Origin of the sequence: Pseudomonas sp. SBT1-2, assembly GCF_028640875.1 — a bacterium.
Taxonomy (GTDB): domain Bacteria; phylum Pseudomonadota; class Gammaproteobacteria; order Pseudomonadales; family Pseudomonadaceae; genus Aquipseudomonas; species Aquipseudomonas chlororaphis_I.
On record NZ_JAQZAA010000092.1, the window covers coordinates 46,444 to 61,066 of the forward strand.

At 63.9% G+C, this 14,623-nt stretch carries 17 protein-coding genes; 10 read left to right on the forward strand and 7 right to left on the reverse strand.

What is annotated here, in order from left to right:
* Nucleotides 1-81 precede the first annotated feature (81 nt).
* From PVZ78_RS19880 to PVZ78_RS19890, 3 genes are read left to right on the forward strand one after another with little or no spacing between them, the layout of a single operon-like run.
* Nucleotides 82-687: an SCO family protein gene (locus PVZ78_RS19880; protein WP_016702854.1), complete on the forward strand. Its 606-nt coding sequence runs from the start codon at nucleotides 82-84 to the stop codon at nucleotides 685-687.
* Nucleotides 687-1,178 (forward strand): copper chaperone PCu(A)C, encoded by a 492-nt coding sequence (locus PVZ78_RS19885; RefSeq protein WP_009048321.1) that lies wholly within the window; start codon nucleotides 687-689, stop codon nucleotides 1,176-1,178. The genes PVZ78_RS19880 and PVZ78_RS19885 overlap by 1 nt, the downstream gene beginning before the upstream one ends.
* 41 nt (nucleotides 1,179-1,219) lie before the next feature.
* Nucleotides 1,220-1,414: a DUF1289 domain-containing protein gene (locus PVZ78_RS19890; RefSeq protein WP_007924891.1), complete on the forward strand. Its 195-nt coding sequence runs from the start codon at nucleotides 1,220-1,222 to the stop codon at nucleotides 1,412-1,414.
* Between the two features lie 31 nt (nucleotides 1,415-1,445).
* Here PVZ78_RS19890 and dsdC read toward each other — a convergent pair whose 3' ends face one another.
* From dsdC to PVZ78_RS19910, 4 genes are all read right to left on the reverse strand, one after another.
* The gene (dsdC, locus tag PVZ78_RS19895; protein ID WP_038631534.1) at nucleotides 1,446-2,393 is read right to left on the reverse strand and encodes a DNA-binding transcriptional regulator DsdC; all 948 of its coding nucleotides are present in this window, start codon (nucleotides 2,391-2,393) and stop codon (nucleotides 1,446-1,448) included.
* Nucleotides 2,394-2,417: 24 nt separating this feature from the next.
* Nucleotides 2,418-3,770 (reverse strand): D-serine ammonia-lyase, encoded by a 1,353-nt coding sequence (locus tag PVZ78_RS19900; protein WP_273829119.1) that lies wholly within the window; start codon nucleotides 3,768-3,770, stop codon nucleotides 2,418-2,420.
* Nucleotides 3,771-3,795: 25 nt separating this feature from the next.
* Complete coding sequence (locus PVZ78_RS19905) at nucleotides 3,796-5,136, reverse strand: GntT/GntP/DsdX family permease (RefSeq protein ID WP_009048325.1); 1,341 nt, start codon at nucleotides 5,134-5,136, stop codon at nucleotides 3,796-3,798.
* Nucleotides 5,137-5,355: 219 nt separating this feature from the next.
* Nucleotides 5,356-5,760 (reverse strand): RidA family protein, encoded by a 405-nt coding sequence (locus tag PVZ78_RS19910; RefSeq protein ID WP_124301353.1) that lies wholly within the window; start codon nucleotides 5,758-5,760, stop codon nucleotides 5,356-5,358.
* 146 nt (nucleotides 5,761-5,906) lie between these two features.
* Between PVZ78_RS19910 and PVZ78_RS19915 the strand changes: the two genes are divergently transcribed.
* On the forward strand, nucleotides 5,907-6,833 hold the full coding sequence (locus PVZ78_RS19915; RefSeq protein WP_273829120.1) for a LysR family transcriptional regulator: 927 nt from the start codon (nucleotides 5,907-5,909) through the stop codon (nucleotides 6,831-6,833).
* A 285-nt stretch (nucleotides 6,834-7,118) separates the two neighbouring features.
* Nucleotides 7,119-8,537 (forward strand): phosphatidylserine decarboxylase family protein, encoded by a 1,419-nt coding sequence (locus PVZ78_RS19920; RefSeq protein ID WP_016702847.1) that lies wholly within the window; start codon nucleotides 7,119-7,121, stop codon nucleotides 8,535-8,537.
* 62 nt (nucleotides 8,538-8,599) lie between these two features.
* On the opposite strand, the gene yghX is transcribed toward PVZ78_RS19920, so the two are convergent.
* Entirely contained in the window at nucleotides 8,600-9,487 is an 888-nt protein-coding gene (gene yghX, locus PVZ78_RS19925; RefSeq protein WP_110177376.1) for a YghX family hydrolase, read from the reverse strand.
* A gap of 185 nt (nucleotides 9,488-9,672) precedes the next feature.
* On the opposite strand from yghX, the gene PVZ78_RS19930 reads away from it, so the two are divergent.
* Nucleotides 9,673-10,461 carry a DeoR/GlpR family DNA-binding transcription regulator gene (locus tag PVZ78_RS19930; protein ID WP_124308201.1) on the forward strand — a complete coding sequence of 263 codons (789 nt, stop codon included), beginning with the start codon at nucleotides 9,673-9,675 and terminating at the stop codon, nucleotides 10,459-10,461.
* A 124-nt stretch (nucleotides 10,462-10,585) separates the two neighbouring features.
* Here PVZ78_RS19930 and PVZ78_RS19935 read toward each other — a convergent pair whose 3' ends face one another.
* Nucleotides 10,586-11,527, reverse strand: a complete 942-nt coding sequence (locus tag PVZ78_RS19935) for a class I SAM-dependent methyltransferase (RefSeq protein WP_273829121.1) — start codon at nucleotides 11,525-11,527, stop codon at nucleotides 10,586-10,588.
* A 222-nt stretch (nucleotides 11,528-11,749) separates the two neighbouring features.
* On the opposite strand from PVZ78_RS19935, the gene PVZ78_RS19940 reads away from it, so the two are divergent.
* The 3 genes from PVZ78_RS19940 (at nucleotide 11,750) to PVZ78_RS19950 (ending at nucleotide 13,384) form a co-directional block, all read left to right on the forward strand.
* Nucleotides 11,750-12,835, forward strand: a complete 1,086-nt coding sequence (locus PVZ78_RS19940) for a colicin E3/pyocin S6 family cytotoxin (protein WP_273829122.1) — start codon at nucleotides 11,750-11,752, stop codon at nucleotides 12,833-12,835.
* Nucleotides 12,832-13,071, forward strand: coding sequence for a pyocin S6 family toxin immunity protein (locus PVZ78_RS19945; RefSeq protein WP_051673129.1), 240 nt, complete (start codon nucleotides 12,832-12,834; stop codon nucleotides 13,069-13,071). Before PVZ78_RS19940 ends, PVZ78_RS19945 begins: the two co-directional genes overlap by 4 nt.
* Nucleotides 13,072-13,252: 181 nt before the next feature.
* Complete coding sequence (locus PVZ78_RS19950) at nucleotides 13,253-13,384, forward strand: hypothetical protein (protein WP_016702842.1); 132 nt, start codon at nucleotides 13,253-13,255, stop codon at nucleotides 13,382-13,384.
* A 152-nt stretch (nucleotides 13,385-13,536) separates the two neighbouring features.
* On the opposite strand, the gene PVZ78_RS19955 is transcribed toward PVZ78_RS19950, so the two are convergent.
* Nucleotides 13,537-13,923: a VOC family protein gene (locus PVZ78_RS19955; RefSeq protein WP_038580070.1), complete on the reverse strand. Its 387-nt coding sequence runs from the start codon at nucleotides 13,921-13,923 to the stop codon at nucleotides 13,537-13,539.
* Nucleotides 13,924-14,186: 263 nt separating this feature from the next.
* Here PVZ78_RS19955 and PVZ78_RS19960 point away from each other — a divergent pair, with 263 nt between their 5' ends.
* Nucleotides 14,187-14,567, forward strand: a complete 381-nt coding sequence (locus tag PVZ78_RS19960; RefSeq protein ID WP_101282178.1) for a RidA family protein — start codon at nucleotides 14,187-14,189, stop codon at nucleotides 14,565-14,567.
* Nucleotides 14,568-14,623 lie beyond the last annotated feature (56 nt).

Below are 14,623 nucleotides of genomic sequence, written 5' to 3' on the forward strand. Positions count from 1 at the left end.
TTTTGCTACCATGCGTGGCTTTTACGGATGAGCCGCCCGGCGGGTCGTCTGGATTTTCGGCTCCTCAAAGGGCGGTAACGAATGAGTGTTTTGTTGAGTCGCCGCGAGGTGATTGCAGGTATGGGGCTGCTCGGCCTCGGTATGTTGGCCGGCTGCGATACCCGGGGCCAGCTGTCGTACAAATATGGCAAGGATCTGAGCGACAAGATCATGGGCCGTACCTTCAAGCTGAAGGACACCGAGGGCAACGTCAGGACGCTCTCAAGCTATAGCGGCCTGATGCCGATGGTGTTCTTCGGTTTCACCCAGTGCCCGGCCATCTGCCCCACGACGCTGGCGCGCGCGGCCCAGGCCAAGAAACTGATGGGCCGCGATGGCGACCGTCTGCAGGTGATCTTCATCACCCTGGACCCCGAGCGGGATACCCCGCAGGTTCTCGACGCCTACGTCAAGGCCTTCGACCCGTCGTTCGTCGCGCTGTACGGCACGCTGGAGCAGACCGCGGCCACGGCCAAGGAATTCGACGTGTTCTACGAGAAGATCCCCAGCGGTTCGACCTACACCCTGTCCCATACCGCGACCAGTTTTGTCTACGACTCCCGGGGCACGTTGCGCCTTGGCTTGTCCCAATCGCTTACCGCGCAAGAGTGCGCGGAAGATCTACTGACCGTCATGGAGGTCTGCTGATGTACCCGGCCCTGAATAAAACCGCTATCGCCCAACGCGCCAAACGCATGCTGATCGGCCTGTCCCTGCTGGGCCTGGCTGGCCAGGCCGCGGCCCAGACCCAGGTCGACGACGCCTGGGTACGCGCCACCGTCGCCGGGCAACAGGCGACCGGGGCCTTCATGACCCTGACCGCCAGCGACGACAGCAAGCTGCTCAGCGTCGAGTCGCCGGTGGCCAAGATCGTGCAGATTCACCAGTCGAGCATGCACAACGATGTGATGAGCATGCGCCCGGCGGACTTCGTCGCCTTGCCGGCCGGCAAGGCCGTGGCCCTGGATCCCCATGGTTATCACGTGATGCTGATCGACCTGGTGGCCCAGGTGAAGGAAGGCGACAAGGTGCCGCTGACCCTGGTGGTGGAAAACGCCAAGGGCGAGAAACAGTCGATCAAGGTCGAGGCCCAGGCCCGCGCGCTGAACATGGCCGACCACAGCAAGATGCAGCATTGATGGTTCGCGGCACCTGCGACGACCGGCAGCCAGGCTGAAGCATGGCCAAGGAAATCGACAACCCCTGCATCGCCGTTTGCCAGTTGAGCGGCGACCTGTGCCTGAGTTGCGGGCGCAGCAAGGACGACATCCGCCAATGGAAGCGCATGAAGCGCCCGGAAAAGATGGCGGCGGTGCAGCGGGCGAGCCAGCGCTTGAAGGCGCTGCGCAAGAAAGGCGGCGGTGCCAGCCGCTGATTTTCCCCAGCCGGCCATTGCGTGCCGGCGTTCAGATTCCCGGCGTTTGCGCCGCACACTCCTGCAACCAGGCGATACAGGCCGAGACCCGGCGCGGCAGGGCCTCCAGGGTCGGATGGACGATGTAGTAGTCGTATTCGCCGCTGCGGGTAAACCCGGTGAACGGCAGCACCAGCCGGCCTTGCCCGATGGCCTCGCTGACCAGGTGCTCGCGCCCGATCGCCACGCCGGCATGGTGGATAGCGGCGGTGACGCACAGGTCCGAGCGATCGAAAGTCACCCCGCGTTTCGGCATCGGCACGCCAGCGCCGTGCTGGCGAATCCACAGCGCCCATTCGGAGTCGAAGGTGGCGTGGTCCCAGGCCAGCGAATCATGCAGCAGGGTGCACTGCTGCAATTGTTCGACTGCCCCGGTCAATCCATGGCGTTCGGCGTATTGCGGGCTGCACACCGGCGCGACCCGTTCCTGCATCAGCTTGTGCGCCACCAGCCCATGGAACTCGCCATTGCCGTAATACAGCGCCAGGTCGATCTGCCGGGTGCGGAAGTCGATGCGGTCGTTGCCTACGCGCAGGTCAAGCCGGACCCCGGGAAAGCGCAGGCCGAACTCGGCCAGGCGCGGCACCAGCCAGGAATGGGCGATGGACGGATGGGCGTAGAGGGTCAGCGGCCCGGCCAGGTCGGCGTCGACCGGCTGGGCCAGGACTTCGGACAGGTCGCCCAGGGTCTGCTGGAGAATCGCAAAAATACGCTCGCCGGCCTCGGTCAGTTCAACCCGCCGGGTCAGCCGGCGGAACAGCTGGATCGACAGCTCCGCCTCCAGCCGGGCGATGCGATGGCTGACCGCGCTGGCGGTCAGGCACAACTCATCGGCGGCCTTGCTGAAGCTCAGGTGACGGGCCGCGACCTGGAAGGTGAACAGGTTCGAGAACTGGCTGCTGTTGAGCTTGGCGTCCAGTCGGGGCGGTAGGTTGTACAAGCCGGCGCTTCTCCTGTCGGTCTGTTATGAGCCTTGCAGCACCCGGGCACCTTGCGCCAGATAAGCCTGCATCTCGGTGTCCGGGACCATGCTGCCGCCCGTGGCCCAGACCAGGTGAGTGGCCCGGGTGTACGCCTCGGCGCTCATGCCGCTGCGCCGCAGGTACTGCTCGCGCTGCGCCTGCACGCGGGCGATGCCCGGGACACCGGCCACCGCCGAGGGCTCCAGGTGCAGCTGTTGGTGCTTGGCCATCAGCCAGACCAGGGCATGCAGTTCGTCGTCGCTGACCGTGTAGTAACCCTCGATCAGCCGCTGCATCGCGCGGCCGACAAACCCCGAGGCGCGCCCAACGGCCAGGCCGTCGGCGGCGGTGAGGTTGTCGATGCCGAAGTCCTGCACCGACACCTCGTCATGCAGCCCGGTGTGCACCCCGAGCAGCATGCACGGCGAATGGGTGGGCTCGGCAAATATACAGTGAACGGCGTCGCCGAACGCCAGCTTCAAGCCGAACGCCACGCCGCCAGGGCCGCCACCGACACCGCAGGGCAGGTAGACGAACAGCGGATGCTGGGCATCGACCCGGACCCCGGCCTGTTGCAGTTGCCGGCTCAGGCGCTCGGCGGCCACGGCGTAGCCGAGGAACAGGTCGGTGGAGTTCTCGTCATCGACGAAATGGCAGGCCGGATCGGCGCTGGCCTGCTGGCGCCCCTGGGCCACGGCGATGCTGTAGTCGCTTTCGTACTCCATGACACTCACCCCGTGGGCGCGCAGCTTGTCCTTCTTCCATTGGCGGGCGTCGGCGGACATGTGCACCGTGACCTGGAACCCCAGCCGGGCGCCCATCAGGCCGATGGACAAGCCCAGGTTGCCGGTGGAGCCCACGGCGATCCGGTAGTGGCTGAAGAGCGCCCGGGCCTCGGGCGAGTCGAGCACGCTGTAGTCCTGGTCCATGCGCAGCAGGCCGGCCTCCAGGGCCAGGTGTTCGGCGTGCTTGAGTACTTCATAGATACCGCCGCGCGCCTTGATCGACCCGGAGATCGGCAGGTGGCTGTCCTGCTTGATCCATAGCGCGCCGGGCAGGGCCTGGCCATAGCGGCCGGCCAGCACCGCCTGCAAGGCTGGCAGTGGCTGGATCGGCGATTCGAGAATGCCGTTGTTGGCCAGGGTCTCGGGAAAGGCCACGCGAAAATAGGCGGCGAAACGCTCGAGGCGCGCGCTGGCATCGGCCACGTCGGCGGTGCTCAGCGCCAGGTCGCTCAGGCCATCGGCCAGGGGCGCGCGGGTGGGGGTGAACCAGGTGGTTTCGCGCAACGCCATCAGCTCTTCGAGCAGCGGGTAGCGGCGGGTCCAGGTAGCGAGTGGCTGGCCTGCGATCATGGGGATGACTCCTGTGACAAAGGTTTTAAATGAAATGAGCGAGGCTCAGGGTCAGCAGCAGGGCCACCACTGAGGCCAGGACCGTGGCGCTGGTGAAGGTCTTGAGCGCGTCGGCCAGCGACACCCCGAGGTATTCCTTGACCACCCAGAAGGCCGAGTCGGTGACGTGGGTCCAGCCGATGGCCCCGGCGCCGATGGCGACCACGATGATCTCCTTGCTGTAGCCGGAGTCGACGCCCAGGGTCGGCAGCACGATGGCGGCGGCGCTCATCATGGCCACGGTCGCCGAGCCCACCGCGAAGTGCATCAGGCCCGCCACCAGCCAGGCCAGCACCACCGGGTTGATGTCCAGCCGGGTCAGGGAGTCGGCCAGCACCTTGCCCACGCCACTGTCGATCAGGATGCCGTTGAAGGCGCCGCCGGCACCGATGATCAGCAGGATGCTGGCCAGTGGCGGCAGGCTTTTCTGGGTGTGCCCCAGCAGGTCCAACATCGACAGGCCACGGCGCAGGCCCAGGGACCAGTAGGCGAAGACCACGGCGATCACCAGCGCCACCAGCGGGTTGCCGAAGAACGACAGCAGCACGGACAGGGTCGAGCCGGCGGGCAGGGCGCTGGCGAAGGTCTTGCCGATCATCAGCAGCAGCGGCAGCAAAATGGTCAGCAGGGTCAGCCAGAAGCCCGGCAGCACTCGCGCGCCACGGGCCTGGCAACGCTCCTCGAGGAAGGCTGCTTGCCAGGGTTCGGCCTGGCGGCGCGCCACCAGGCGGATCCATAGCGGCCCGGCGATCATGGCGGTGGGCAGGCCGACGATCAGGCCGTAGAGGATCACCTTGCCGACGTCGGCCCCCAGCAAGTGGGTAATGGCCATGGCCGCGGGGTGGGGCGGCAGCATGCAGTGCACGCACATCAGCGACACCGCCAGCGGCACGCCGAGGTACAGCAGGTTGAGCCGGGTTTCCTTGGCCACCACGTACACCAGCGGAATCAGCAGGATATAGCCGACCTCGAAGAACACCGGGATACCGGCGATGAACCCCACCAGCATCATCACCCAGGACGCGCGCTGCTCGCCCAGGGTGTTGAGCAGGGTCTGGGCGATGCGTTCGGCGCCGCCCGATTCCTCGAGCATCTTGCCCAGGATGCTGCCCAGCCCGATGATCGCGGCGAGAAACCCCAGGGTATCGCCCAGGCCCTTCTGGAAGGATTCGAGCATGCCGTTCAAGGGCATCCCCGAGCCCACTCCGACCAGGCCGCAGGCGGCGATCAGCGCCAGAAAGGCATGCACCCTGAACCTGACAATCAACACCACGATCATCACGATCGCGGCCAACAACACCCACAGCAACGCGCCACTGCTTTGCATCGGCCAACCCTCTTATTGATTTTGTGACGGGGTCCGTCAAAGGACTTCGCGGGGCGAGAGTTAACTATCGGGCGCGCGGGGCTGACAAAAGATCATTGGTCAGCAGATGGGTGATGCTGGGTCAGGCGTGGGCACGGGTGTGGGAATGGGAGGGGCATGGCCGATCTGTCCGGCCGTGGAAGCCCGGGTCACGGACGCGACCCGGTCGAGGGTTGTGAATCAGCCGGCGGTGCTTTCCGGCAATTTGGCGATGACCTTGATCTCGAAGTCGAAGCCATACAGCCAGGTCACGCCCACGGCGGTCAGCGTCGGGTGCGGTGCTTTCCCCCAGAACTCCGGCACCACCTTCCAGATGGTTTCGAAGCGGGTTTCGGGATCGACGATAAACACGGTGACGTCGATCACGTCGTCGAAGGAGCTGCCGGCGGCGGCCAGGATCGCGTTGAGGTTAGTGAACGCGAGGCGCACCTGGGCCTCAAGGTCCGGCTCGGGCGAGCCATCGGCACTGCTGCCGACCTGGCCCGAAACGAACAGAAAGCCATTGGCGCGGATCGCCGGTGAGTAGCGGTTGCGCTGGTAAAGCGCCTGGCGTCCGGGCGGAAAAACCACGTCGCGCTGAGTCATGTGTTGCCTCCATCGATAAGGGTCGAAGCCGACCTGGAATGAACGATGAAGCCGACTCTAGGCACTTGCGCCTGGCCGATAAACGAGCAACCGTAGCCATCACTGTTTGTGGAATCCAAACAATCCAATGGTTAGCCGGGGTGGAAATGGACCGTTTTGATGCGATGCAGGCCTTTGCCCGGGTGGTGGAGGCGGGCAGCTTCACCAAGGCCGCCGACACGCTGCACATGAGCAAGACCAGCGTGACGCAACTGGTGCAGCAGCTGGAGGCACGCTTGCGGGTCAAGTTGCTCAACCGCACCACGCGCCGGGTCCACCTGACGGCCGACGGCGCGGTGTATTACGAACGCGTGGTGCGCCTGCTGGCCGACCTCGACGATGCCGAGACCAGCCTGTCCAGCGCCTCGGCGCTACCCAGGGGACGCTTGCGGGTGGATGTGCCCAGCCCGCTGGCGAGCATGATCCTGGTGCCGGCGCTGCCCGGGTTTCACGCCCGCTACCCGGACATCCAGATCGACCTGGGTGTCAGCGACCGCATCGTCGATGTGCTCGGCGAGAATGTGGATTGCGTGGTGCGCGGCGGCGAGCTGACGGACCAGTCGCTGATGGCGCGACGGATCGGCGATCTCCAGCTGGGGGTGTATGCGGCGCCCAGCTACCTGGAGCGTCTCGGCACCCCCGTGCATCCGCGCGAGCTGGAGGATTCCTTGCATCGTATCGTTGGTTTTCTGTGGGCGCGCACCGGCAAGGCCTTGCCGTATGCCATGCGCGGCCACGGCGAGAGTCTGCAGATCAAGGGCCGCTACGTGCTGGCGGTCGACGATGGCAATGCCTACCTCGCCGCCGGCCTGGCGGGCCTGGGCATACTTTGGCTGCCGGACTACATGGCCAGGGCGCACCAGGAACGGGGCGAGCTGGTGCGTCTGTTCGAGGACTGGCAGCTCGATCCGATGCCGATCTACGTGGCGTTCCCGCCCAACCGGCATATCAGCATCAAGCTGCGGGTGTTTATCGACTGGGTCGCCGAGCTGATGGCCCGGCACTCGCCGGTCGCCAGCCGAGTGGGGGTGTGAGGCGGTCGGCTCTATAAATTTCTGCCGGCCCCCCGAAACCCGCCGGAGCAGCTTTACTTGTCCAGGCAAGTCGCGCCTGTAGATGGCCGTTCGGCCGCCGCATTCTGCCCGGGACCGGCATTGCGAGAAGGACACGGAGTGTCGTTCAACCCCGTACACAACCCTTGTCGCCCCCCTGACATGAACGCCTGCTGGAGCCGTCGTTTGCTGGCCAGTACCTCACCGCAGTCTGGTCGCGCCCGCGCCATCGCCGCCCGGGCGCCGCCTCTTTAAAGGAGTAAAGAAATGACTCAGTACGACAAACAGCTCAACAACCCCAAACAGCCTTCGCGGCAGGCGCGCCTGGAAAGCACCGGCGCCGAGCGCCTCACGCTGGCCAACGCCGGACCGATCCAGATGGGCTTCTGGGTGCCCAACCGGGTATGGGCCACGGCCAGGTTCCTGGTGCCGCTGCGCAACCTGATCGCCGAGAAGAAAAAGGCCGGCACCCTGACGCCGATGCGCAAGGAAATCATCGAGTTCAAGACCTGGGTTACCCACAACAGCGTGTACCGCATGTGGATCAACTCGATGATCGAACAGTCGAACGACTACGTGGCGACCCTGGACGAGGCGACCAAGGAGCAGATCAAGGACTCGGACGGCGATGCGCTGTGGATCGCCGGCTATGACAGCTTCTTCGAGATCCTCAACGAGATCATCAGCACCTCATCGTCGTTCAACGCCACGGCCCAGGTCGGCACGCCGATGAACGCCTTCCTGGCGGTGTCGATGGGCACCGAGGCGGGCGTCGCGCTGTTCCATGACACGACCTTCAACCAGCAGTTCAAGAAGGTGCTCAACGCCTGGAACAGCTTCCTCAAGAGCAGCGCGTCCCTCGACAAGCTGGATATCAACGACCCGGAAAAAGAAGGCTCGTGGATCTCCAAGGCGGCCCACGAGGCCGGGGTCTGGACGCAGATGGAGCATGATCCGAACCTGCCCGGCTACGGCTTCGATTCCTGGAATGCGTTCTTCATCCGCAAGTTCGTGCCCGGTGCGCGGCCGTTCCAGGGCAACGCGCTCACCCAGGTCAATATCGGCTGCGAGACCACGCCCTGGCAGTACGAAAACAACGTGGCGTTCGAGACCGAATTCTGGATCAAGGACGTCAATTATTCGCTGCTCGACCTGTTCGGCGGCCAGGAGCAGTGGGCCGCTCCGTTCCAGGGTGGGCAGGCGTACCAGGGCTTCCTCTCGGCGACCCATTATCACCGCTGGAACGCGCCGCTCGACGGCAAGCTGGTGCGCTCCTGGGTACAGCCGGGCACCTATTTCGCCCAGCGTCCGGCCCAGGGCGAAGGCGAGGGCACCTGGGAGGGCACCGAGTCGCAGCCGTACCTGGGGCATGTCGCCGCCCGGGCGATCTTTGTCTTTGAGCACCCGACCTGCGGGTATGTCGCGCTGATCTGCATCGGCATGGTCGAGGTCTCGACCTGCGTGATCGAACCCCAGTTCATCGTTGACCAAGGCGCCGCCCCGGTGAACATCACCCGCGGCACCGAGATCGGGCATTTCGAGTTCGGCGGTTCGACCCACATGATGATCTTCCAGAAGGACCGGGTGCAGCTGGAAGCCTGGGCGTTGAATGCGGTGCAGCACCAGAACGATCCGCAACCGACGCCCATGGGCACGGTGATCGCCACGGCGTTGCTGAAGGAGTGAGCTGCTGAGTGCAGGCGACGGCGCGCTCGCGCCGTCGTCTTTAAATGCTGTCAGCCGTTGGCCTAAACCAGGTATTTGCGAAACCACGCCAGCGTCCGGTCCCAGGCCAGGGTGGCGGCTGCCTCGTCGTAGCGCGGGGTCGAGTCGTTGTGAAAACCGTGGTTCACCCCGGGATAGATATAAGCCTCGTAAGTCTTGCCCGCGGCTTTCAGCGCCTGCTCGTAGGTCGGCCAGCCTTCGTTGATGCGCGTGTCCAGTTCGGCGTAGTGCAGCAGCAGTGGCGCCTGGATTCGTTCGACCTCCGCGCTGTCCGGCTGGCGTCCGTAAAAGGGCACGGCTGCCGCCAGTTCGGGATAGGCCACGGCCGCGGCATTGGCCACCCCGCCGCCATAGCAGAAGCCGGTGATGCCGACCTTGCCGGTGCTGGCGTCGTGCTCGAGCAGCCACTGGATGGCGGCGAAAAAGTCGTTCATCAGCTTTTCCGGATTGACCTTCTGTTGCAGTTCGCGGCCCTTGTCGTCGTTGCCCGGGTAGCCGCCGACCGACGTCAGGCCGTCGGGGGCCAGGGCGATGAAACCGGCCTTGGCCAGGCGCCGCGCGACGTCCTCGATATAGGGGTTGAGCCCGCGGTTTTCATGGGCCACCACCACCGCCGGCAACTTGCCTTCGGCATTTGCCGGGCGCACCAGGTAACCCCGGACCTGTTCGTGGCCCTTGGGCGAGGGGTAGGTGATGTATTCGGCGACGATCTGCGGGTCGGTGAACGACACCTGTTCGGCCAGGGCGTAGTTCGGCGTCAGGGCGGCGAGGGTGGCGCTGGCGGTCAGCCCGACCAGGGTGAAGGCCGCCGCCCGGTCGAGGAACTCGCGGCGGCTGATCTTGCCGTGGGCGTAGTAGTCGTAGAGTTCGAGCAACTCGGGGGCGAAGTCTTTGGCACTGAGACGTTCCATCGCGCGCTACCTCTTCAATCATGGGGGACGTCCTGGTGCCGCACGGCTTGTAGGCGGGACAGGTTCGACCTGGGATTGAATCAGTAAAGCAAGCCTGGGCCCCGGCGGCCAATGCGCAGGGTGAGCATTGTGTTTGGGCGGGGCCTTGGCTAATCTCGCATAAACACGCAAAAGCAGGCATAAGCATGCAAAACCAGCATTCAGTCGCCGAGCTGCCCCATGTGCGCCGGCAGAAGATCCTGTTGCTGCTCGAGCGCGACGGCAAGGTCATGGCCTCCGAGCTTGGCCAGCATTTCGCGGTCTCGGAGGACACCATCCGCCGCGACCTGGCGGAGCTGGCCGATGCCGGGCTGCTGCAGCGGGTGCATGGCGGCGCGCTGCCACGACCCAAGGACACCGGCAAGGATGTGTTCACCCGCCTGGGCGAAAGCAGCGAGGTCAAGCGCCACCTGGCCAGGCTCGGCGCGCAGCGGGTGCAGGAAGGGCAGATCGTGATGTTCGACTCGGGCTCGACCACGCTGCTGATCGCCCAGTCGCTACCTGCCGATATCGGCATCACCGCGGTCACCGCTTCGCCGCTGATCGCCATCGCCCTGGCCGAGTACCCGCGCAGCCAGGTGATCCTCGCCGGTGGCCGGCTCAACCCGGCGACCCTGTCTTCCGGTGGCCATGAGGCGGTACGCCTGATCCAGGGCATCCGCGCCGATCTGCTGTTCACCGGAGTGTGCGCGATTCATCCGGAAGTCGGCATCACCTCGCTGCACTTCGACGAGGTGCCGGTGAAACAGGCCCTGCTCGACAGCGCATCCCAGGTGGTCGCGGTGACCACCGCCGACAAGCTCGGCGCGGTGGAACCCTTTGCCGTGGCGCCGTGCAATCGCCTGCATACGCTGATCACCGAGCAGCACCTGGCCTCGGGCAGCATCGACGACTACCGGCGCCTGGGCATCGAGGTGGTGCAGGCGCCGGTGTGACGGCGGCGTGAGGTGCCGGGCTTTACGGCCTGGCATCCGCGCATTCATCACGACGCGGCCCAGGCCTGGGGCGGTGGATTGCGAGTGCGGACTTACGGCAAGTCAGACCTGAGATGCTGCGCGCTTATTCGACCCGGCGGAACACCAGGGCCTTCAGGCCGCTTTCGATATCGGTATCGGGAAACTCCGGCGGGTTGTCCAGGCGTTGCTCGAAGCGCAGTCCCGGGGCTTCGCGGGTAACGCCGTCGATCAGGAAGTCCGAGGCGACGGCCGGGTCGTTCATGCAGGCCAGCACGCAGCCGTCGGCGGTGAGCAATTCCGGCAGGCGCCGCAGTACCCGGGCGTAGTCCTTGGTCAGCAGGAAACTGCCTTTCTGGAACGAAGGCGGGTCGATGATCACCAGGTCGTAGGGGCCGGCGTTTTTCACCTTGCTCCAGGACTTGAACAGGTCGTGGCCGAGAAAGGTCACCTGGCTCAGGTCGTGGCTATTGAGCCGGTGATTGTCGCGGCCGCGGCTCAGGGCCGGGCGCGACATGTCGAGGTTGACCACATGGGTCGCGCCGCCTTCGATGGCCGCCACCGAGAAGCCGCAGGTGTAGGCGAACAGGTTCAGCACGCGCTTGCCCCGGGCATTGGCGCGCACCCAGTTGCGACCGTAGCGCATGTCGAGAAACAGGCCGTTGTTCTGCTTCTTGCCCAGGTCCACCCGATACCGCAGGCCTTCCTCGACCAGGGTCCATTCCTCGATAGGTTCGCCCACCAGCCAGTCCACCGGGCTTTGCAGCTGATAGCGGTGTTGCAGCAGCAGGGTATGGGCGCCACAGGCCTGCCACTGCGGCGAGGTGCTGATCGCCAGCAGCGACTGCTTGAGCGCCTCCAGCTGTTCCGGCTCCGGCTCCTTGAACAGCGCCACCAGCACCACGCCCTGCAGCCAGTCGACGGTCAATTGCTCCAGCCCCGGCCAGCAACGACCGCGGCCATGGAACAGGCGCCGGGTTTCCGCGGGAGCGGACGCCAGGGCTGTCAGCAGGTGATGGTGCAGGATGGAGAGGGCTTCGGAGTTCATCGAAGGAGGGCCGACAATAAAAGGGCGGGCATTTTAAACACAACTGACCGTGATGACTTACAAAACCAATGTCTACCCGATTTTAAAGAGATGTTTAACGACGAATCTTCAGAATTGTCCTAACTACCAACTGCCGCCCTTCAGGGTAACGTCCAGCCGCCAACTGCAACTATTCGCCTCCTCCCGGAGGCTTTTTTATGGGTAATGCGGAAGCGGACACGGATGAGCGGCTATGTACCCAACGCCCCGAAGGGCTATCGCGATAGAGGCGTGGAGCCTGTCGATCTCGGTGAACAACGCTGGGCCGAATACAAGGACCTGCCAGCCAAGCCAGAGGCAAAGCCTGGTCCTGTTGGCTGTGTCTTCGCCAAGTCCTGCACCTTGCCCAATGGGGTGATAAACCATAGCAACCCCAGTGGTTTTGTGCCCGTCGAGTTGCTGAAGCAATACGGTACTTATGCGGTGCTGGGCACCGGCCCAGTGATATCCGCAGGCGGTACTCCACTGCAATGGGTGGGTGGTTCGGGGAGTGCTTGGGGGCTGGTAGCTCGTCTTGGTGGCACCTTGGCCTTGGCGGGTTCCGCCGCTGTGGGTTTCGCGGCATTACTGCTGCCTGACGATACGTCGGCTGACAGTGCGTTCTATACCTCCGAGCAATACGCGCAGTTGAACCAAGGGAACACCCGTGTACGGGTCAACGTAAAACACCTGCCGGATGGTTCTGTGAGTGTTTACGGGTTCTATACCGGGACCAAGTCAGAGTGGCAGAAGGTGCCTGTCATCGAAGCGAAGAGCCTTGGCGATCAACTGGTAGCGGATTTGGGGAACGGAACTGAGCTCATATGGACTCCGGCAGCCGATCCAAACGCCGTGCTAGGCATCCCCACGCTGGAAGGCGCCTCGTTGAAGCCCGGGGCCTGGGTTTTTCCACCCACTGAGCAGGCCGATAAGATATTGGTCAATCCAGTGCATCCGCCCGACTACCAAGATGCAATCATCTGGTTTCCGAACACCGGTATCCAGCCGATTTACATCTCGCTAATCCTGCCAGGAGATCACAGCTACTACCCCAAACCTAAAAGCTTCCCTGCATTCCCTGGCCTCAAGCTGGCGAGACCTAAGACTCGGAAAAAGGGTGGCGGCTTACGTGACCGCTGGAAAGATAAAGACGGCACACTCTATGAGTGGGACTCTCAGCATGGGGCATTGGAGAAATACAACAAGCGCGGGAAACATCTAGGTGAGTTCGACCCGATAACGGGGCGGCAAACCAAGCCGGCAGACAGATCCAGGGAAATTGAACCATGAAGTACGAACTGAAATTCGAGATATACGGCATACCTCCAGATGGCGATGAAGCGGTATTCGAGATGGAGTTACCAACGCTCACCACAGAATGCCTGATGCCTGTGATGGGCTGGCAGAGCGAGGCGGAGGCCGTGAGCAGCTATTTTCTAACCCCCGAACAAACTGATGCAATAGAGCATCTCGCGGCGATCACTCTGCCAAAAGACCTGGACTTGTTCCTTAGCTGTCATGGCTGAGCCACGAAGAAGCTTGGCGGCACCCTGCAGCATTTAACTTTGGGAGTTCCCGAGGGTGAGGACAGGTTCTTGATGTTCAACAAATGCCACGTGGGGAACGCGGCAAGTCAGTGGCCTGCACCCGTGCCGATGGCCGGGTGCCATGTCGAGCGGGGCTACCGATCAGGTGTGGAACAGGGCGATGGCAAAGGAAACCACGATCATGCAGGCGACTGCAAAATTGATATTCATGACGTACTTGTCCGACGGTATTGAAGGTGGCGCCATTCTGAAGGCATCGGCGGAAAATAAAAAATCCGCTTTCATGATTTGAATGATCGACGGCAGTGATGATTGGCGGCGTCGTGCCCGACAGGCCGTAAAACGGGGAGCGAGTGGATATCTGCGCGAAGCTGATTATTCAGGCTTCGCGCAATCCAATGAGATCGTCGAGGGCCTGCCTCCAGTTCGCCATGCCATGGCTGTTCAGTTCTGCTGGACGATCTGGATAAGGTTGCCGCAGGTGTCGTCGAAGACCGCCAGGGTCACCGGGCCGGCGACCGTCGGTGGCCGGGTGAACTGCACACCCAGGGCACTCAACCGGGCATATTCGGCATGCACATCCTCGACCCCGAAGAAGGTGAAGGGAATGCCATCGCGTTTCAGCGCCGAGGTGAACGGCTTGGCGGCCGGGTGGGCGTCGGGCTCCAGCAGCAACTCGACGCCGTCGGGGTCGCCGGGTGAGGTCAGCGTCAGCCAGCGATGCTCGCCCATGGCGATGTCGTGCTTGAGCTGAAAACCCAGCACATCCCGGTAGAAGGCCAGGGCCTTGGCCTGGTCGTCGACGACCACGCTGGTGATCACGATCTTCATGGGTTGGTTCTTCGTATTGATGCGCGAATGGCCAGCAGGATATCGAGGGCCTGTCGGCGATAAATGCCTGGCAGGGATAATAGTCGGGCGGCAGCGTCGCCCGCGCCCTGGAGTGTTACAGACTGCCACCGGGCGAGGAGGGAAGGCCGGGTTTTCCAGCCGATTCCCGCACGACCCGGCGCCGGGGCTGTAAACTGGCGCGCCAAAGCCGTTGCCCAGCAAGGCGCCGGCCATCCTTTATGACCCCCGAACAAGAGAGCCCCATGGCCAACCACGATATCGACTTCATTCCCGATCCCGACGCGGACTCCATCTCCTCCGACGTTGCCGGTTTCGCTGGCATCCTGGTTTCCACCCAGATTCCCACCCGCGCCGACGGCAGCCTGGAACTGGGCGGCATCACCGCGCAGAGCGAGTGCACCCTGCAGGCACTCAAGGTGGCGCTGGAAAAGGCCGGCAGTTCCATGGACCGGGTTATGCACCTGACCATCTACCTCACCGACATGGCCGACCGCGCCGCGTTCAACGAGGTCTACCAGCGCTTCTTCGCCAAGCCCTGGCCGGTGCGCGCCGCCGTTGGCGTGGCGTCCCTGGCGGTCGAAGGCATGCGCGTGGAAGTCACCGCGATGGCGGCCAAGGCCTGAGTTCCAGCCTTTGGCCGGTGGCGCCGCTCGGCGAGTGCGCGCCATCGGGCAGTACA